We start from the raw sequence: 18,043 nt of genomic DNA on the forward strand, positions 1-18,043 counted from the left end.
CGCGGGGCGCTGGCCGTTACCGGCCGCCCCGCCAGATCTTGAGCGGGGCGTTGCCGGTGAGGCCGCCCTGGTGCGCCGGGCAGGCGCGGTAGCGCAGCCGCTTGTCCAGGCACAGCCACACCTCGTCCAGCCAACCGTCGCGGGTAGCCGTGATCCGCATCATGTTGGCCGCGATGCCGGGGTTCGCCCGGGCGATCGCCTGCGCGAGCTGGCCGGCGGTGAGGCGCGAGCGGCGCGAAAGCGCGTCCATGTCCGGGAAGCGCAGCCGACCGTAGAGCGCGTTGGAGCGCGCGAAATAGGCCGCCGGCGTCACCCCCATGCAGCTGCCGTGCTTGGCATATTCATGCTGGAGCAGCTGCACCGAGGGCGTCGCGCACAGATGCTTGCGCACCACCGCCTGGGGCAGCAGCGCCACCGGCTTGCAATATTGCGGCCAGGTCTTCCCCTCCCCGTCCGGCCACAGGCCGTGCAGGGTGAAGCCGAAGCGGTTGCCCTGACCGCACTGGAAGCTGTCGTCGCCCGCCCGCTTGCCGCGGCAATATTGCGGCGACCAGGTGAGCGCGAGCGTATAGCTGCCGATCGGGATCACCCGGCGCGGCTGCTTGGGCGTCGGCAGGTCGGCGTGCGGCCGCGGCAGCGCCGCCGGCACGCTGCACTGGGTGCTTTGTGCCAGGGCGGTGCCGGGAAGCGCGGCGGCGAGGAGCATCGCCGCCTTGTGCCAGAAGCGAATCATTCGAACGGCGTTTCCGCAGGGCCGGTCGGCTGCCCCTTGAACCAGGCGACGGCGTCCGGCTTGAACAGCATGACGACGGCGGCGGCCTGAAGCGCGGTCGACAGGATGCTGAGGATGCCGGTGACGCCGCCCGGATAGGCGCCGTTCAGGAGGGTGAACACCAGCGAGAGCACGCCGATCACGAAGAAGATCACCACGATCCACCGGGCGATGTTGCTGCGCATGCGCGAGGTGAAGAACCACAGCAGCAGCGAGATGCCGAAGCCGACGATCACGCTGCCGAGCATGACGGGCGTGGCGATGGCGGCAGTGGCGGCGTCTGCCTGCATCCGCTCCATCGTGGTGTTCCAGCCGATGGCCGTGCTGACGAGCCCGAGCGCCAGCGCGCCCAGATAGAAGATGTCGAAGCGTTGAATGGACTTGGGACGCATGGTGTTTCTCCCCCTGTAAACAGCGCCGAACCTAGCCGACCCGCCCCTTTCGGCAAGCGAATTAGAGGGCGGTGAAGTCGAGCCCGATATCGGCGGCGGGCGCCGACTGGGTGAGCCGGCCGACCGACACATAGGTGACGCCGGTCGCGGCGATTGCGGCAATGGTGTCGAGCCGGACGCCGCCCGAGGCCTCGGTGGGCACGCGTCCGGCGACCTCCGCCACCGCGGCGCGCAAGGTCGGCGGGTCCATGTTGTCGAGAAGGAGGTGGGTGGCGCCGCCGGTGAGCGCGGGGGTGATCTGGTCGAGCCGGTCGACCTCGACGATGATCGAGGCGATGCCGGCGTCCGCCGCCCGGCGCGCCGCGGCCTCGACGCCGCCCGCCACCGCGACATGGTTGTCCTTGATCATCGCCGAGTCCCACAGCCCCATGCGGTGGTTGGTCGCACCCCCCATGCGGGTGGCGTATTTCTCCAGCCGGCGCAGGCCCGGCAGCGTCTTGCGTGTGTCGAGCAGCGTGGCGCCGGTGCCGCGGATCGCGTCCACATAGGTGGCGGTGAGCGTGGCGATGCCGGAGAGATGTTGGACGGTGTTGAGCGCCGAGCGCTCGGCCGTCAGCAGCGCGCGGGCGTTGCCGCGCAGGCGCAGCAGGTGCGAGCCGGCAGGCAGGCGATCGCCGTCCTGCACCAGCGCCTCGATCTCCACCTGCGGATCGAGCGCGCGGAAAAAGGCTTCCGCGATCGGGAGGCCCGCGACGGTGATCGCGTCGCGGCTGTCCATGACGCCGGCGAAGCGCGCATCGGCGGGGATCACGGCGGCAGAGGTGATGTCGCCCCCCTCCCCCAGATCCTCGGCAAGCGTCTCGCGGACGAAGCGATCCAGATCGAAACCTTCGAGCGACCAGTGCATGCGCGTTCTCCGCCGGACGTGAGGAAGGGCGCGCGGTAGCGTGCCCGGGAGAGCCGCCGCAAGGCGGAAAGTTCGTCGAGAGTCCGTCCCAGAACGCGTGTCGCACCGGTGTCCGGGGCCTGCCGCGTGGCGTGCTGCACTGCGGAAGGTTAGGCTAAGGTTAGGCCAAGAACGGCTGGTGCGGGCGTGGATCGCCCTCGCACCGATGCTGCTGGAGGTGGCTGATCCCAGGCGCGGCCGATCCCTTGGTGTGCGTGCGAAGGGGGACCGTTGCTCTGCCGGGCGTTGGGTTCCTGCCTGCGCAGGGATACGGGTGTGACGAAAGGAGGGCGCCCTGCTTCGCAGGGGTCTCGCCTGCGCGGGAACACGGTGGATGCCGGGCGGGTGGTGCCCGTCTGTAGGGCTGTGGTGTCGTTTAGAAGGCGTCCGGACGCGGTCCGCGTGATCGGCCATGGCAGTCCTCCCCGATGTGGAGGAGGACTGTGACGACGCCTGGTCGTGTAGGACAGCCCGGGCGTGTGGCCCGGGCGTGCCGTCAGACCTTGGCGGCGTAGAGCATGCGGCCGTTGCCGAGGTGGCCGAACACCTGCGCCAGCTCGCTCTCGCCGACCGCGAAGCAGCCCTGGCTGCGGCCGAGCTTGCCATGGGTGCGCAGCATCGAGGCGTTGGAGTACCAGGCGCCGTGGATCACGATGGCGCGATCGAGCGCATTGTTGTTGGTGGGATCGAGACCGATCAGCCGCTGCGACTTGCCATGCTTGCCGACATAATAGTCGGAGGCGAGGAAAGCGCCTTCGCACGAGGCGTTGGAGCCGTTGAGGTTGGAGAAGCGCTGCAGATAGCCGCTGTGCGCGGGATCCGAGCCGCTGCCATGGGCGACCAGCAGCGTCGTCGTCTGGCCGCTGATAAGGTCGACGAGGTGGAAGCGCGGCACCGACGAAGAGGCTGCGAAATCGGCGATGGCGATGCGATCGCGATTGGCGACCCGGCCGCCATGCGCCTGGAGCGCAGCGACCGCACGGCGGAAGAGCGCCGGACGCACCATGCGCGGCGAGGTGAGCGGGGCGACGGGGGCCGCCGGCACGGCCGCGCGGACCGGCGAGGCGAAGGCGCCGGATGCGACCACGGCGCCCGCGACCGTGAGACCAGAGGTGAGGAATGCGCGGCGCGAGGGCGCCGTTTCGACGATGTTGTGCACGTGGATGTCCTGCCCTGAAGCCCGCTCTGGACACCGCATCGCGCTGCCCGGCACCCTTTTAGCCAAGAAATCCAAACAGTTCCTACTCGCGCACGCGCTCTGCCGCAGCCATGCCGCGGCTCATCGCAGGATCGCACGGCTAGCGGGTTGAGGAGGGTTTCGTTGCGCGGGCGGCAGATTCTTTCTCGCCTGTCAATGGCACAAAATAGACTTACCTACGTTTAGAAAGATGTGAAGCGGATGGGTCGCACTTCCCCCCACCCGCACGATGATGATGTTGAGGTGCGTAATGAACATTCGCAATTGTCGCGCCTGGCTGGCGGCCGGGGCGCTCGCTCTTTGCCTGCCAGCGGCTCCCGCTTTTGCGCAGGAAGCCATCGCGCAATTCGACATTGCGTCCAGCCAGGCGCTGAAGCCGGGCCAGTTTGTTTGGAAGGACGGCGGCGACACTTCGGAGCCGGTGACGGTGACCGTGAGCATCCCGTTGCAGCGGGCCTATGTCTTCCGCGGCAGCACCCTGATCGGCGTGTCCACCGTTTCCACCGGCAAGCCTGGTCATGAAACGCCCACCGGCGAGTTCGAGATCCTTCAGAAGAAGGTGATGCACAAATCCAACCTGTATGACGACGCACCCATGCCGTTCATGCAGCGGCTGACCTGGGACGGCATCGCGCTGCACGCGGGCAACATCCCGGGCCGCCCCGCCTCTCACGGCTGCGTCCGGCTGCCGTCGGCCTTTGCGAAGAAGCTGTTCGCGGCGACCGAGATGGGCGCGCTGGTGTCGATCAACAACGACCCCTACGACCCGCTTTCCGCGCCGCCGCTGCCGGCCGAGAACTTCGAATCGTCCATGTCGGGTACGGTGACGGCGTCGCAGGACGTGGTGCCCGGCCGCGGCATCCGTACCGCGACGGCGCCCTGAGCCGGGGCTGGCGGACGCATCCGGCGCTTGACCCCTGCCGTTGAAGGAGCGGCCGGGTCTGAGCACGGGACGTGTCGGGTCGCGGCGCGCGGATCTCGCCGGCGCCGTGGGCTTGCACACCGATCGGCTAACCGCCGCGCTTGCGGCGCCCCTCGACCAGGACTGCCTGCTGCCACCGCCCTGGCGCCTTGTCGGTCCGGTGCGTGCACCCTGCCCAGCAGCAGGGCCGCTTCTTGCCGGCCAGAACCTCCTCGCACATCCGCTGGAGGCGGCGCTGGCGCGTCGCTGGCTGCTTCGCGTCGGTGACCCAGCAGATGAACTCGTTGCGACCAAGGGGCGTCAGCTCCTGCCAGCGCGACGACAGGTCGGTGCTTGCTTGCACGGCGGCCTGAAGATCCTCGGGCGTGTCGTGGACCGTGCCGTGCGGAAACGAGTCAGCCATGGGATCTCCAGACTTCCGAAGCCGGCCGCACTGGGCCGGGCCAGCGGATATTCGCACGCATCGTGGCGCGCGCAATCAGAACCGCAATGCTCCGGGCGCCCGATGCGCCACTCAAAGGAAGGAACTACCGGCTTCATTGAAGTGTCACGCTCCCCGCCTAGCGCTGGATTCTCCACATTCATCCTTCCGGGGGGCAAGGACTTTGAAGCTTCATCCCATCGCCGCGGGCTTCTTCCTCATTGCGGGCGCGCCTGCTGCCGCCCAGGAGGCCAGCTTCTGCGAGCGGCTTGCGCCGCAACTCGGCATGGCCCCGATCGAGAAGGGGCGGCAGGGGCAAACCACTGGGGAATGGCGCGTCAACACGCTGGCAGGGCTGAAGACGGTGCTGTTCGGCGGCAGTACCCTGATCTCCTTCGGCATGCAGCCGGCTGGGGACAGCGCGACTGTCGAGGACTATGCGCGCCTGCAAAAGGCCTGCGAACAACAGAAGAAGAACTTTCTCTGCCGGATCGAAGGCCCGATGATCCTCACCGTGTCCACCGGGAAGGGGAAGGCCGAAATCGAGGCCTTGCCCGGCGAGCGCGCGGAAGTCGAAATGAAGGGGACGACGATTCTCTGCCGGGATCCGCGCGCGATGAAGAAAGCCTAGGGTTCGCCAGACTGGCACCCGCAGGAACAGGCCGCTTCCTGTATTCGGCTACGGACTCGCGATGCTGGCGAGGGGCGCGCGAACGGCGTAGCCTGCCAGGCGAGAACGGGCGGCCGCTCCTGATTGGTGCGGCAACGCCCCCTTTGCCTGGGAGGGCGGAATGCGGGTTCGGGTGGCAAGCTGCCGGTGCGGACAATTGCGGGCCACCTGTACGGGTGAGCCGGTGCGGGTGTCGGTGTGCCATTGCCTGGAGTGCCAGAAGCGCAGCGGCAGCGCCTTTGCCGTGCAGGCGCGCTGGCCGGACGCACAGGTGGCGCTTGCCGGCGAGTTCCGGACCTGGACGCAGCAGGGCGACAGCGGCGCGGTGGCGCGTTTTCGGTTCTGCCCCACCTGTGGCGCGACTTTGGTCTATGCGAGCGAGGGCATGCCGGGGCTGACGGCAGTTGCGGTGGGCGCCTTTGCCGATCCCGGCTTTCCGGCCCCGCACTATTCCGTGTGGGAAGACCGCAAGCACGGCTGGGTCACCGTGTCCGCGGACGGGATGGAGCACTTCGCCTAGCGCGACGCGGCTAGGCGGCGACCAGTTCGATGTTGGGATGGTCGGCGAGGATGTGGAGGATGGTGTCGAAGTAGGTCGGCCCGTCGCCGCCTTCGACGGCGTCAAGCTGGCGGCGGATCCGGGCCACGTCGAAAAGGTCGGGCCGCTGGAGCTTTGCGCGCAGATGGGCGGCGGTGGCCTCTGCGCCGAGGGCCGATTGGCTCGCCTCCAGGTCTTTCCAGACGAGCCGCACGGGTTCGCGGCCCGCGATCGCGCCATAGCCGCCGTGCAGCAGGTCCTCGAACGCGTCGAGGCTTTCGCCCAGCGTCCAGTTTTCGCCGGCCATGAAGACGCGGTTCACCTCTGCGTAGAAGGAGGCGATGTCGCGGATGCGGGCGCCTTCGAGCGTGAGGGTCTTGGGCACAAGCGCGCCTATCGCGCCTTGTCCGGGAGCACCGACGCCAGGTCCGGGCGCGGGAGGATCGGCGGCGTGCTGTCCGCGTAGGTGAGCCAGTGGCTCCAGATCACATGGGTGCGCAGCTTCGTGATGCGCGTGTGGCAGGTGATGCTCATGTGGGTGCGGATCGTGCCGCCGATCCAGTTCTGGTACACACTCGCGCATTCGGCGTCGCGGTAACGGATCCAGGCGCGCTGGGCCTCGACCAGTTCCTTGGCGGTCTGCGCCTCCCCTTCGCTGCGCAGCCGGCGCATCGCCGCCTGGTAGTAGCGGTTCAATTCGGCATCGGCCGCGGCGAGTTCGGCGGAGGCGCAGGCGTCGACCGACGGCGTGTCGGCGCCGGGGCAGGATACGGGCTCCGCCGACTGGAGGAACAGGGCGAGCGCGAACAGGGGCATGGGGAGTCCTTGGAATTGCCGGTTGCAGCGATGCCGTGCCGACCAGAAGACGGCATCGGCGTTGCGCTACATCAGCGGGCGGCGTTGCGGATCGAGGACGGTGACCTCCTCGAAGCCGGCGGATTGCAAGCTGTAGATCGCGCCGCCGATGCAGCGATACGGGACCTCGTTCGTGTCCAGCCGGATGCGGGCGCTGCGTCCGGGCTTCGCTTCGGGACGGGCGGTGGCGAGCAGTTCCTGAGGGGTGATCGTGCGCCCGCCGACTTCGATGGTGCAGTCGGCCGCTGACCCTCGAACCACGATGTCGAACGGCGCGGGCGCCGCCCTGCTCGTCGCGTACCCAGCCAGGGCGAGTGCAAGGGCCGCGATGATCGTAGAAGGAAGGGCCGGCTGCATCGGCGAAGGATGCCGGAACTTTGGCACTCGAGCAACGTGCCTGCCGGGGCGCGGGCGGGCACAAAAAAGGGGGCCGGAGCCCCCTTTTCGGATTAGCCGCGCGGGCCGCCGCGGGGGCGGAACGGGCGGGCGTGGTGGCGCGGCTGGTTGGGGCCGCCGCGGGGCGGGCGCGGGCCGCCCGTGCTGCCCGGGGGCGGCGGACCGTCCATCGGCAGCACGCGGAAGTCGTCGTCGCCCTCGCCCGCGGTGCGCTTGATCGCGGCCACGAAGCGGCTGGCGACGGCGCGCGGGATCTGGAAGGCGGTCTCGTCCGCGGCGATGCGGATCGCGCCGACTTCCCCCTTGGTGATGTGGCCGCGGCGGCACAGCAGCGGCAGCAGCCAGCGCGGATCGGCGTTCTGGCGGCGACCGATGTTCATGCGGAACCAGACGCTGTCCTCGAAGCCGGCACGCGGGCCGTCGTCGCGGGGGCCACGCTCGCCGCGGTCGTTGCCGCCGACGAGGTCCTCGGCCGCCGGCAGCTTGGCGCGATAGGCGCGCACCAGCATCGCGGCGATGTCGGCGGGCTCACGGCCTTCGAGCAGGCGGGCGCCCAGCGCGCGATCCTCCTCGTCCAGCTCCACCGTGTCGCTGAGCTTGGCGAGCAGGCGCTCGCGATCGGCCTCGCGGATGGCGTCGGCGCTCGGCACCTCGACCCACTCGGCGTTGATCTTGGCACCGCGCAGCATCATCTCGACGCGGCGGCGGCGCTGATAGGGCACGACCAGCGCGGCGATGCCCTTCTTGCCCGCGCGGCCGGTGCGGCCGGAGCGGTGCTGAAGCGCCTCGGCATCGCGCGGCAGTTCGACGTGGATCACCAGGCTGAGCGAGGGCAGATCGATGCCGCGCGCGGCAACGTCGGTCGCGACGCAGACGCGGGCGCGGCGATCGCGCAGCGCCTGGAGCGCGTGGTTGCGCTCGTTCTGGCTGTGCTCGCCCGAAAGCGCCACGGCGTCGAAGCCGCGCTCGACCAGGCTCGCGTGGAGGCGGCGGACCGCTTCACGGGTGGCGCAGAAGAGGAAGGCGGTGTCCGGCTCGTGGAAGCGCAGCAGGTTCACCACCGCGTGCTCGATGTCGGACGGGGCGACGGTGACGCACTGGTAGGCGATGTCACCGTGACCGCGATCAGCGGACAGCGTCTCGATGCGGAGCGCGTCGCGCTGGTAGCGCTTGGCGAGTGCGACGATCGGGCGCGGCATGGTCGCGGAGAACAGCAGCGTGCGGCGGCCGTCGGCGGTCGCGTCGAGGATCTGCTCCAGGTCCTCGCGGAAGCCCATGTCGAGCATCTCGTCGGCCTCGTCGAGCACCGCGACTCGGATCGCCGACAGGTCGAGCGCGCCGCGTTCGAGATGGTCGCGCAGGCGGCCGGGGGTGCCGACGACGATGTGGGCGCCGTGGCTGAGGCTGCGACGCTCACGCGACGGGTCCATGCCGCCGACGCAGGTGGCGATGCGGGCGCCGGTCTGGCCATAGAGCCAGCCGAGTTCGCGCGCGACCTGGAGCGCGAGCTCGCGGGTCGGGGCGATGGCGATGGCGAGCGGGGCGCCGGCGGGGCCGATCGCGCCGTCCTCCTCCAGCAGCTGCGGGGCCATGGCGAGGCCAAAGGCGACGGTCTTGCCGGAGCCGGTCTGGGCGGAGACGATGAGGTCGCGCCCTTCGGCTTCGGGCTGGACGACGGCGGCCTGGACGGCCGTGGGCGCTTCATAGCCACGCGCAACAAGCGCCGCGGCGAGCGGTTCGGGAACTTTACCAAAGGGCATGGGGGCGCAAATGGCCCTTTCCGAGCCGTGGCACAAGGGCTTACGGTACTGGAGAGTCCCGGCGCGGGAGGCCGGCGCCGCCCCAGGGCGCGGCTTGGGGCGGATGCGACACTGGCGCACAAGGCCGATCGCGCTTCAGACTCCGCCCGTTCGTGCCGTCCTTATCAGACCGCCAAGCACGCCGTTCGCGGCGCGCGCTGGTAGGACCGGACCACGCAACCTGCCGGGCTCAGTTTCCCTCGACTGGCTCCGAGGGTTCGGGCTGCGGGTCTGGGGTTGGCTTCGGCTCCAGATACTTGGGGACGAACGGGTTCACGCTCGGCGGCGGGCCCGACATGCCGGCCGGATCGCCTTCGACACGTCCGCGCAGCTGGTCGATCTCGGCCTGCCTCCGGTTGAGATAGAATGCCCGGGTTGCGGCATAGGGATCGGGCGAATTGTCGTGCAGGTCCTTGAGCGTCTGATCGAATTCGGAACGATGATCGAGCGCGCCCAGGACCCCGGCGGGCACCGAATAGCTCAGGCTCGTGAACGGACTGCCGACGCCGACCGGCAGGACCAGCCGATCGACGGCGCCGCCCAGCAGGTCCCGGACGGTCGTGGGGCCGACCAGGGGCAGGAACAGGAACGGTCCGTTCTTCACGCCATAAAAACCCAGCGTGTTTGCAAACCCGTTCGACCGCCGCGGCAGATGGAACGGCTTCCGCTTGGCCATGTCCACGAACCCGGCAGCGCCGACGGTGGTATTGATCACGAAGCGGCCGACCGTCTCCGCTGCCTTCCCAGGCTTGAGCTGAAGCAAGAAGTTCAAGAACACGATCGGTTCACGGATGTTGTACAGGAAGTTGTGGATCCCCTTGCGGATCGGGCTGGGCACAGTCTTCTTGTAGGTTCTTGCGACAGGTCCGATGACGGTGTCGTCGACCTTCTGCGTGACGGCAAAAGACTCGGCATTCACCGCGCGCAGCGGATCTCCTGCCGGCTCCCGGCGCCCCGTGATGATGATGTCACCGTGCGCCGCCTCTTCGGCAGACGGCACCTGGAGGGGCGTAGCCGTGTCCAACGGGGGTACTGTACCCGGCGACTCCGGCGAGACTTGAACCGGGCTGACCGCTGGCGGAACAGCCGTGCTGGACTGCGACTGAGGCGGCTGCGCTGAAAGGAGTGCCGGATCGACAAGCAGGGCGGAGGGCGCAGCCAGGGTTGCCGAGGCAGCGCTCGCCGCGGCCGGGAAATCCGCCGCCGGCACTGAGCCCAGGGGGATGACCGCGAGCAGTAGCGCACCGGATACCGTCAACATCTACGCTCATCATCCTGTCGACTGGCTTCACCCGAGTCTGAAGCACTGCAACCGGTAACATGCGCTTTCGAAGCCAAACGGCATAGGGATAATCGGCGCAGGAAGCGCGTACCGCCTGGGTATGGGGGGAAAAGAGCGGGCCTTGGCGTCCCCGGGCTTGCCTGGTCGTTGCCGCCGGCGAAGTCGCCGAGGGCGCCGAGGATCGAGCGCGGCGAAGCGACGGTGCCCCAACCCTGCCCGCCTACCACGCCTGGTAGCGGCCGATAGGAAGCCTGCACGCGGGTGGTTCGGAACCGGCAGCTTGGAACGACCGCTGGCGGGCCAGTGCCGAAAAAGCACGGTGCCGCAACATCAGCCACAATAACGATGATGCCATGAAAATGCAGCGGAACAATTCTACTCTATACTTGTAGTCGTATTGATCAACAGGGGTGTTGTTTCATGAGATCGCTGGCTTGCGTCCTTTCGACGCCGTTTCTCTTTTTGTGCCCCGCGCTCTCCCAGGCACAGGAGCAACAGGGTGTGACCACGGCCACGACGGAATCGCAGGAGCGGTTTCTAAAAACGCTCGACTTTTCCGACACCTCCGATTTCGAGGATGCGAAAAAGGGGCTTGTTGAAGCGTTCAGCGATGTCATTCGCGACGCGGAAGGCAAGGTCGTGTGGGACATGAAGTCCTATGCGTTCGAGAACAACGCGCAAGCACCGGCGACCGTCAACCCGAGTTTGTGGCGCCAGGAACGGCTGAACAACATCGCCGGATTGTTCAAGGTTTCCGAACATATCTACCAGGTTCGGGGGCTCGACCTCTCCAACATGACGATCATCGAGGGCAAGTCGGGCCTCATCATCGTCGATCCGCTGATTTCTTCCGAGACCGCGGCGGCCGCAATGGCGCTCTATCGGAAGCATTTCGGCGACCGGCCCGTCGTTGCCGTGATCTACTCGCACTCTCACGTAGATCATTATGGCGGCGTGAAAGGCGTGGTCAGCGAAGCGGATGTTCTCGCCGGAAAGGTGAAGATCTATGCGCCCGACGGCTTTCTGGAGCACGCCGTTTCGGAAAACGTCTATGCCGGCACCGCGATGAGCCGCCGGGCTCAATATATGTACGGCGCCCTGCTTCCGAAGAGCCCGACCGGACAGGTCGGCGCCGGCCTGGGCAAGACCACCTCCCGGGGCACCGTGGGCCTGATCGCGCCGACCGACAGCATCGGTACGGGCGGGAAAGCAGTCGAACAGGTCACCATCGACGGGCTGCAGATCGAGTTCCAGCTGACGCCGGGAACCGAAGCGCCGGCGGAAATGAACATGTACATTCCCGCCTATCGCGCGCTCGGCGCCGCCGAGAACGCGACGCACACCCTGCACAACGTGCTGACCATCCGCGGCGCGCAGGTGCGCGACCCCAGCGTCTGGTCTTCGTACCTCGACGACACGATCGCCCGCTATGGCGCCACCACCGAGGTATTGTTCGCGCAGCACCACTGGCCGACCTGGGGCACCGCGCGGATTTCGGCCATGCTTGCCGACCAGCGGGACATGTACCGGTACATCAACGATCAGACGCTGCGGCTCATCAACCTCGGCTACACGCCGATGGAAATCGCCGAGGAACTGAAGACCCTTCCGCCGGCGCTCGGCAAGAAGTGGTATAACCGGGACTATTACGGCTCCATGAGCCACAATGTGCGCGCGGTGTATCAGCGGTACATGGGCTTCTATGACGGGAACCCGGCGAACCTGAATCCCCTGCCTCCCGTGGAAGCCGCGAGGAAATACGTCGCCTCGATGGGCGGCGAGGACAAGGTCATCGCGCTGGGGCGCACGTCCTTTGCCCAGGGCGACTATCGCTGGGTCGCCGAACTCATGAAGCACGTCGTGTTCGCGAACCCGCAGTCGGCGGCGGGCAAGGCGCTCCTGGCCGAGACTCTCGACCAGATGGGCTTCCAGTCCGAGAACGGAACGTGGCGCAACGCGATGCTGATGGGCGCCTTCGAACTGCGCAACGGCGTTCCCAAGGGCGCCGGGGGCACGGCATCCCCGGACACGATCAAGGCGATGCCGCTCGCCATGTACTTCGACTATCTGGGCATCCGGTTGAACGGTCCCAAGGCTGCTGCGAGCGGAGACCTCAAGCTCAACTGGGTGTTCTCCGACCCGGCGGAGACCCATGTCGTAACGGTGCGGGGTGGCGCGCTCACCCATCGCAAGGCCGATGCATCTCCGGAGGCGACGGCGACCCTTTCCCTGTCGCGCAAGACGCTGGATGCGATCACGCTGGGCCAAACCAGTTTCGACCGAGCGATCAGCGACGGTTCAATCAAGATTTCGGGAGATCGCAGCGCCGTCACCAGGCTGTTCTCCAACCTCGACACCTTCCCGATCTTCTTCAACATCGTGACGCCGTGAGGTCGCGACCATGAGCAAGCACCATGCCGCGTTCGCGACCGCCCTGGCCGGCGGGCTGATCCTGGCGTCCCCATCCGCCTTCGCCCAGGGCGCCCGGGACTGGGAGAATGTCCCCGTCGATACGAACATCCTGTTCCTCTACTATACCTATTCGAACACCGAGGCTTCGGTTGATCCGTCGCTACCGATCGAGGGCGTATCGGTGGACGCGCATGTGCCGATCGCGCGCTATGCGCGGTCCTTCGGCATCGCGGGCCAGGCCGCGGGTGTTCAACTGATCGTCCCCTATGGCTTCGTGACGGCACGTCTGGATGGGACGAACCTCCAGACCTACAGCGAGGGCCTGGGCGATGTGAACGCCGTCTTCGTCATGAACATCGCGGGGGCGCCTGCGCTGACCCGCCGCGAGTTCGCGACGTGGCAGCCGAACGCCTATCTCACCGGGTCGATCGGCGTGACGGCGCCGACCGGAGCCTATGACGCGGAAAGCCTCCTCAACATCGGCAAGAACCGGTGGATGGTGAAGCCGCAGCTTTCGTACGGAAAGTACTTCGGCCCGCGCACGCTCCTTGCCGTGAACGGCAATGTCCAGTTGTTCGGGGCGAACGACGAATATCGAGGCGACGGCAGGCTGCAGCAAAAAGCCCTGTTCGGCGTCGACGGGCACCTCAGCCACGACGTGAGCGACCGGGCCTGGCTGTCGCTGGACGCGGTCTATGCCCATGGCGGGACCACCAAAGTCGACGGCGTCGGGCAGGACAACCGGCAACAAACGCTGAGGCTCGGGGCGAGCGGCAGCGTCAGTCTGGACCGGGCGACGGCGATCAACCTCGCCTTCACCCGCTCCGTGGCGAAGAAGGACTATACGCCCTCGGCCACCACCTTCTCGGTGAACCTGAACAGAGCGTTCTGACCGGACGCGCGCGCTTGCCCTAGTTGTTGCCGCCGACGAAGTCGCCGAGGCCGCCGAGGATCGAGCCTTCGCCGCGGTTCTGGCCGCCGCGGCTGCCGGCGGCCGCCAGCATCCGGCCTGCCAGGCGCGAGAAGGGCAGCGACTGGATCCAGACCTTGCCGGGGCCGCGCAGGCGGGCGAAGAACAGGCCCTCGCCGCCGAACAGCACGCTCTTCACGCCGCCGGCCGTGACCAGGTCGAAGTCCACCGTGTCGGTCATGGCCGCCAGGCAGCCGGTGTCGACGTGGAGTTCCTCGCCCGGTGCCAGCGTGCGTTCGACGACGGTGCCGCCCATCTGGACGAAGACCCAGCCGTCGCCCTCCAGCTTCTGCATGATGAAACCCTCGCCGCCGAACAGGCCGGTGAGCACGCGCTTCTGGAAGTGGACGCCGATCGACACGCCCTTGGCGGCGGCGAGAAAGCTGTCCTTCTGGCAGATCAGCCGCCCGCCCACGTCGCCCAGGCGGATCGGCAGGATCGCGCCGGGCGTCGGCGAGGCAAAGGCGACCCGCGCCTTGCCATGGCCCTGATGGGTGAAGACGGTGGTGAACAGGCTCTCGCCCGTCACCAGCCGGCGGCCGGCGCCGAGCAGCTTGCCCATGAAGCCGGCACCCTGCCCGCCGCTGCCGTCGCCGAACACCGTGGTCATGTCGACCGCGGCATCCTTCCACACCAGCGCCCCCGCCTCCGCCACGGCGCTCTCGCCGGGATCGAGCTCGATCTCCAGGAACTGGAGCTCCTGGCCCTTGATCTCGAAGTCGATGTCGTCGGCGATGCTGCTGCTACGATGGTGCTGCCAGGGGCTCGGATGCGGCATGGGAACTTCCTCTCGCGGGTGGGGTCAGGCGCGGGCCATCAGTCTCCGGTGACGCGGACGGGGCCGAGGTCGCCCATGCCGACCGTGCCGCTGGCCATGCCGAGCATGCGGTCGAGCGAGACCTTGGCCTTCAGGCGCAGGCTCTCCTCGATCTCGATGCGCGGCTCCAGGTCGCGCAGCGCGAGGTAGAGCTTCTCGATCGTGTTGAGCGCCATGTAGGGGCAGATGTTGCAGTTGCAGTTGCCGTCGGCACCGGGCGCGCCGATGAAGCGCTTTTCCGGCATCGCCTTTTCCATCTGGTGGATGATGTGCGGCTCGGTCGCGACGATCAGCGTGTCGCCGGGCACGGTCTGCGCATATTCCAGGATGCCGCGGGTAGAGCCGACATAGTCGGCGTGGTCGAGGATCACCGCCGGGCATTCCGGGTGCGCGGCGACCGGCGCGCCGGGATGCTCCGCCTTGAGCTTCAGCAGTTCGGTTTCCGAGAACGCCTCGTGCACGATGCACACGCCGGGCCACAGCAGCATGTCGCGGCCGGTCTTGCGCGCGAGATAGCCGCCGAGATTACGGTCCGGGCCGAAGATGATCTTCTGGCTGGGCGGGATCTGGCTGAGGATCTTTTCCGCCGAGGACGAGGTGACGATGATGTCGCTGAGCGCCTTCACCTCGGTCGAGCAGTTGATGTAGGTGAGCGCGATGTGATCCGGGTGCTGCGCGCGGAAGGCGGCGAACTGCTCGGGCGGGCAGCTGTCCTCCAGGCTGCAGCCGGCGGCCATGTCGGGGAGCACCACGATCTTTTCGGGGCTCAGGATCTTGGCGGTCTCGGCCATGAAGCGGACACCGCAGAAGGCGATCACCTCGGCATCGGTGGCCGCGGCCTTGCGCGACAGGTCGAGGCTGTCGCCGACGAAATCGGCGAGGTCCTGGATCTCCGGCTTCTGGTAATAGTGCGCGAGGATGACGGCGTTGCGCTCCTTGCGCAGCCGGTCGATCTCTCCCAGCAGGTCGACGCCGGCCAAGTTGCCGCCGATGCCGTTGCGTGCGTCCATTCCAACTTCCCCCGCGTGCCCATGGAGCGGGCCACAAAGCGCCCACATGGCCATTTGCGCCCGGTGCGGCAAGATGGCTGACACGCGCGACCGCGCTCGATAGGCTGCGCGTCAGGGACAAGGGGGAGAGGACGGAATGCGTCGGTCGATACGGCTTGCGTCGATGATCCTGGGGCTGGCGACGACGACGGCGGCGGTGCCGGCCAGGGCGGAGTGGTACCAGGCGACCTCCAAGCACTTCGTCGTCTTTGCCGAGGGCAATGCGGAGTCGGTCAAGGAGCGGGCCGAGGAGCTGGAACTGTTCGACGGCGTCTTCCGCTACTTTCAGAACGTGGCGGCGCGGCCGGAGGACGAGTCCAACAAGGTGACGCTCTATGTCGTGCCGAACGACAGCGCGGTGCGGCGGCTCTACGGTTCGAACAGCGCCAACATCGCCGGCTTCTACGACGGGCGGGCGAGCGGTTCGGTGGCCTTCACCCCGCAGCGCGGGCTGGGCGGCGAGGGATCGGATCGCGAGCAGGCGCGGATCGTGCTGTTCCACGAATATGCCCATCACCTGCTGCTGGGCAATTTCGCCGCCGCCTATCCGGCCTGGTTCTCCGAGGGCTATGCGGAGTTCCTGTCGACGGTGTCGTTCGACAAGGAGACGGCCTGGATCGGCAAGCCCGCGCAGCACCGCGCCTATTCGCTGCTGCACGGCGATCCGCTTCCCGCCTCCGAGCTTCTCTCCGTCAACATGAGCACGATCCGCAGGGATCAGATGGACGGGCTGTACGCGCGCGGCTGGCTGCTCACCCACTATCTCACCATCGCGGCGCCGCCCGAGCGGCGGGCACAGTTCGCCAAATACCTGACGGCGGTGAACCAGGGGAAGCCGAGCGTCGAGGCCGCGCGCGAGGCGTTCGGCGACCTGAAGCAGCTCGACAAGGAGCTGAACGCGCGGCTGAAGGCGCGGACCTTCCCCGCGCTGCGATTCGGGCTGGACAAGCTGCCGAAGCCGGTGGTGCAGGTACGGGCGCTCAGCCCCGGCGAGAAGGCGATGATCGGGCTGCGCATGCGGTCCGACCGCGGGGTCAATACCAAGACCGCGCAGCCGATCCTGGAGGACGCGATCCCGATCGGCGCGCGCTATCCGGACGACGCGGTCGTGCAGGGCTGGCTTGCCGAGATGGCGCTGGACGCGCGGCGCTATGACCTGGCCGAAGCGGCGGCCGACCGGGCGCTGGCGATCGACCCGAAGTCTTCCCAGGCGCTGGTCTACAAGGCGCAAGTCATCCTCAACCGGGCGCGCGAGGCGCAGACGACCGACCCGGCCGTGTGGAAGGAGGCGCGCAGCTGGCTGCTGAAGGCGAACAAGATCGATCCGAACGACGCCTATACGCTGCTGCTCTTCTATTCGAGCTTCGGCATGGCGGGCGCGGTGCCCACCGCCAATGCCAAGCAGGCGCTCGCCCGCGCGCATGAACTGGTGCCGCAGGACGATGCGGTGCGCTTCGCCTATGCGCACCAGTCGCTAATCGACGACCGGGTGGACGACGCCAAGCGAGCGCTGCGCCCCCTCGCCTATTCGGCGCACGCCGCACCCGACAACGGCGCAGCGCGGCTGCTGGCGCTGCTGGACGCGAAGAAGTCCGGCAAGGAGGTGGTGGCGGCGATGGAGGCGGAAGGTGCGGAAGGTGGCGGTGCGGACTGAAGCGCCGACTGGCACGGCCCCCACGAGCAAACACCGCCTGCGAACCCGATCGCAGGCGCGGCAAGGATGGAGACAGGCATGATCGTGAACCGTCGAGGATGGATGGGGCTGGCTGCGGCACTGGGGCTGCCGGTGCTCGGATCGCGCGCCGCGGCCGCGGCGGCACCCCGGCAGGGCCAGATGGTCCACCACGTCTTCTTCTGGCTGAAGGAGCCGGGGCGCGCGGGCGATCGGGAGAAGCTGATCGCCGGCCTCAAGACGCTGCGCGCCATCCCCGAGATCCGGGAGCTGCGGGTCGGCGTCCCCGCCCCCACCGAGCAGCGTTCGGTGGTGGACAGCAGCTACCATGTGTCCGAACTGATGGTGTTCGACACGGTGGCCGACCAGGTCCGGTACCAGGACCATCCGGTCCACAAGCGCTTCGTGGAGACCTGCGGCGACCTGTGGGCGCGGGTCGTGGTCTACGACAGCATCGACGTCTGAGGCGCCGCCGCCGGGTCAGGCCGCGAAGGTGACGAGACCGTTCTCGTCGATGGTCCACGCCGGGTTCCACGCGATTTCCCAGGCGTGCCCGTCCGGATCGGCGACATAGCCGCGATAGCCGCCGTGCGGCGGGGCATCCGCCGGGCGGAGGATGCACCCGCCCGCCGCGACCAGTTGCTCCATGAGGGGTTCGACATCCGTCTGGGCCGGCACGTTATGCGCCAGCGAGAAGGCGCCGCCCGCCCCGGAGCCGAACCGGTTCATGTCGCGTTCCAGCGCCGCGCGATCGAAGGTGCCGAGGACCAGCCCGTTCATCTGGTAGAAGACGATCTCCGCATTCTCGAACACCGGCGTCCAGCCGAAGCCATGCATGTAGAAGCGCCGGGATCGGTGCAGGTCCGTGACGCCGAGCGTGATGACCGAAATCTGCTGCTGCACGTGCGCGCTCCTCCATCGGTTTCCTCGCC

At 67.9% G+C, this 18,043-nt stretch carries 20 protein-coding genes; 7 read left to right on the forward strand and 13 right to left on the reverse strand.

Features of this window, described 5'->3' with window-relative positions; all coding sequences use genetic code 11:
- Positions 1-16 precede the first annotated feature (16 nt).
- The 4 genes from ABDZ92_RS00065 to ABDZ92_RS00080 all read right to left on the reverse strand — a co-directional run bounded on the left by ABDZ92_RS00065 (position 17) and on the right by ABDZ92_RS00080 (position 3,269).
- Complete coding sequence (locus ABDZ92_RS00065; protein ID WP_125962419.1) at positions 17-733, reverse strand: ribonuclease T2 family protein; 717 nt, start codon at positions 731-733, stop codon at positions 17-19.
- Complete coding sequence (locus tag ABDZ92_RS00070; RefSeq protein WP_125962420.1) at positions 730-1,164, reverse strand: hypothetical protein; 435 nt, start codon at positions 1,162-1,164, stop codon at positions 730-732. The genes ABDZ92_RS00065 and ABDZ92_RS00070 overlap by 4 nt, the downstream gene beginning before the upstream one ends.
- A gap of 61 nt (positions 1,165-1,225) precedes the next feature.
- On the reverse strand, positions 1,226-2,071 hold the full coding sequence (gene nadC, locus ABDZ92_RS00075; RefSeq protein ID WP_125962421.1) for a carboxylating nicotinate-nucleotide diphosphorylase: 846 nt from the start codon (positions 2,069-2,071) through the stop codon (positions 1,226-1,228).
- A gap of 535 nt (positions 2,072-2,606) precedes the next feature.
- Positions 2,607-3,269: a murein L,D-transpeptidase catalytic domain family protein gene (locus ABDZ92_RS00080; RefSeq protein ID WP_241212053.1), complete on the reverse strand. Its 663-nt coding sequence runs from the start codon at positions 3,267-3,269 to the stop codon at positions 2,607-2,609.
- Between the two features lie 289 nt (positions 3,270-3,558).
- Between ABDZ92_RS00080 and ABDZ92_RS00085 the strand changes: the two genes are divergently transcribed.
- Positions 3,559-4,191 carry a L,D-transpeptidase family protein gene (locus ABDZ92_RS00085; protein WP_125962423.1) on the forward strand — a complete coding sequence of 211 codons (633 nt, stop codon included), beginning with the start codon at positions 3,559-3,561 and terminating at the stop codon, positions 4,189-4,191.
- A gap of 127 nt (positions 4,192-4,318) precedes the next feature.
- Here ABDZ92_RS00085 and ABDZ92_RS00090 read toward each other — a convergent pair whose 3' ends face one another.
- Positions 4,319-4,633: a YdeI/OmpD-associated family protein gene (locus ABDZ92_RS00090; protein WP_125962424.1), complete on the reverse strand. Its 315-nt coding sequence runs from the start codon at positions 4,631-4,633 to the stop codon at positions 4,319-4,321.
- Between the two features lie 202 nt (positions 4,634-4,835).
- Between ABDZ92_RS00090 and ABDZ92_RS00095 the strand changes: the two genes are divergently transcribed.
- Together ABDZ92_RS00095 and ABDZ92_RS00100 are read left to right on the forward strand one after the other, a co-directional pair.
- Positions 4,836-5,282 (forward strand): hypothetical protein, encoded by a 447-nt coding sequence (locus ABDZ92_RS00095; protein WP_125962425.1) that lies wholly within the window; start codon positions 4,836-4,838, stop codon positions 5,280-5,282.
- Between the two features lie 160 nt (positions 5,283-5,442).
- A complete protein-coding gene (locus tag ABDZ92_RS00100; protein WP_125962426.1) occupies positions 5,443-5,841 on the forward strand; it encodes a GFA family protein in 399 nt (132 codons plus the stop codon).
- A gap of 10 nt (positions 5,842-5,851) precedes the next feature.
- Here ABDZ92_RS00100 and ABDZ92_RS00105 read toward each other — a convergent pair whose 3' ends face one another.
- From ABDZ92_RS00105 to ABDZ92_RS00125, 5 genes are all read right to left on the reverse strand, one after another.
- Positions 5,852-6,244 (reverse strand): barstar family protein, encoded by a 393-nt coding sequence (locus ABDZ92_RS00105; protein WP_125962427.1) that lies wholly within the window; start codon positions 6,242-6,244, stop codon positions 5,852-5,854.
- An 8-nt stretch (positions 6,245-6,252) separates the two neighbouring features.
- Positions 6,253-6,675, reverse strand: a complete 423-nt coding sequence (locus ABDZ92_RS00110; protein ID WP_343760998.1) for a lysozyme inhibitor LprI family protein — start codon at positions 6,673-6,675, stop codon at positions 6,253-6,255.
- A 66-nt stretch (positions 6,676-6,741) separates the two neighbouring features.
- Positions 6,742-7,071 carry a hypothetical protein gene (locus ABDZ92_RS00115; RefSeq protein WP_125962429.1) on the reverse strand — a complete coding sequence of 110 codons (330 nt, stop codon included), beginning with the start codon at positions 7,069-7,071 and terminating at the stop codon, positions 6,742-6,744.
- 92 nt (positions 7,072-7,163) lie between these two features.
- Positions 7,164-8,870, reverse strand: a complete 1,707-nt coding sequence (locus ABDZ92_RS00120) for a DEAD/DEAH box helicase (RefSeq protein ID WP_272695190.1) — start codon at positions 8,868-8,870, stop codon at positions 7,164-7,166.
- 229 nt (positions 8,871-9,099) lie between these two features.
- A complete protein-coding gene (locus ABDZ92_RS00125; protein ID WP_125961354.1) occupies positions 9,100-10,170 on the reverse strand; it encodes an MlaA family lipoprotein in 1,071 nt (356 codons plus the stop codon).
- Between the two features lie 522 nt (positions 10,171-10,692).
- Between ABDZ92_RS00125 and ABDZ92_RS00130 the strand changes: the two genes are divergently transcribed.
- Both ABDZ92_RS00130 and ABDZ92_RS00135 read left to right on the forward strand, forming a co-directional pair.
- Positions 10,693-12,582 (forward strand): alkyl/aryl-sulfatase, encoded by a 1,890-nt coding sequence (locus ABDZ92_RS00130; protein WP_206432223.1) that lies wholly within the window; start codon positions 10,693-10,695, stop codon positions 12,580-12,582.
- A 10-nt stretch (positions 12,583-12,592) separates the two neighbouring features.
- The gene (locus tag ABDZ92_RS00135; RefSeq protein WP_125961356.1) at positions 12,593-13,495 is read left to right on the forward strand and encodes a transporter; all 903 of its coding nucleotides are present in this window, start codon (positions 12,593-12,595) and stop codon (positions 13,493-13,495) included.
- A gap of 19 nt (positions 13,496-13,514) precedes the next feature.
- Here the strand turns inward: ABDZ92_RS00135 and ABDZ92_RS00140 are convergent, their stop codons facing one another.
- Positions 13,515-14,351, reverse strand: a complete 837-nt coding sequence (locus tag ABDZ92_RS00140) for a TIGR00266 family protein (RefSeq protein WP_125961357.1) — start codon at positions 14,349-14,351, stop codon at positions 13,515-13,517.
- Between the two features lie 38 nt (positions 14,352-14,389).
- Entirely contained in the window at positions 14,390-15,400 is a 1,011-nt protein-coding gene (nadA, locus tag ABDZ92_RS00145) for a quinolinate synthase NadA (RefSeq protein ID WP_125961358.1), read from the reverse strand.
- Positions 15,401-15,536: 136 nt separating this feature from the next.
- Between nadA and ABDZ92_RS00150 the strand changes: the two genes are divergently transcribed.
- The gene (locus ABDZ92_RS00150; protein WP_241211889.1) at positions 15,537-17,093 is read left to right on the forward strand and encodes a DUF1570 domain-containing protein; all 1,557 of its coding nucleotides are present in this window, start codon (positions 15,537-15,539) and stop codon (positions 17,091-17,093) included.
- A gap of 78 nt (positions 17,094-17,171) precedes the next feature.
- A complete protein-coding gene (locus ABDZ92_RS00155; protein WP_241211891.1) occupies positions 17,172-17,576 on the forward strand; it encodes a Dabb family protein in 405 nt (134 codons plus the stop codon).
- Positions 17,577-17,591: 15 nt separating this feature from the next.
- On the opposite strand, the gene ABDZ92_RS00160 is transcribed toward ABDZ92_RS00155, so the two are convergent.
- Positions 17,592-18,014, reverse strand: a complete 423-nt coding sequence (locus tag ABDZ92_RS00160) for a VOC family protein (RefSeq protein ID WP_125961359.1) — start codon at positions 18,012-18,014, stop codon at positions 17,592-17,594.
- Between the last annotated feature and the right edge of the window lie 29 nt (positions 18,015-18,043).

It is taken from the genome of Sphingomonas molluscorum (assembly GCF_039522995.1).
GTDB classification, from domain to species: domain Bacteria; phylum Pseudomonadota; class Alphaproteobacteria; order Sphingomonadales; family Sphingomonadaceae; genus Sphingomonas; species Sphingomonas molluscorum.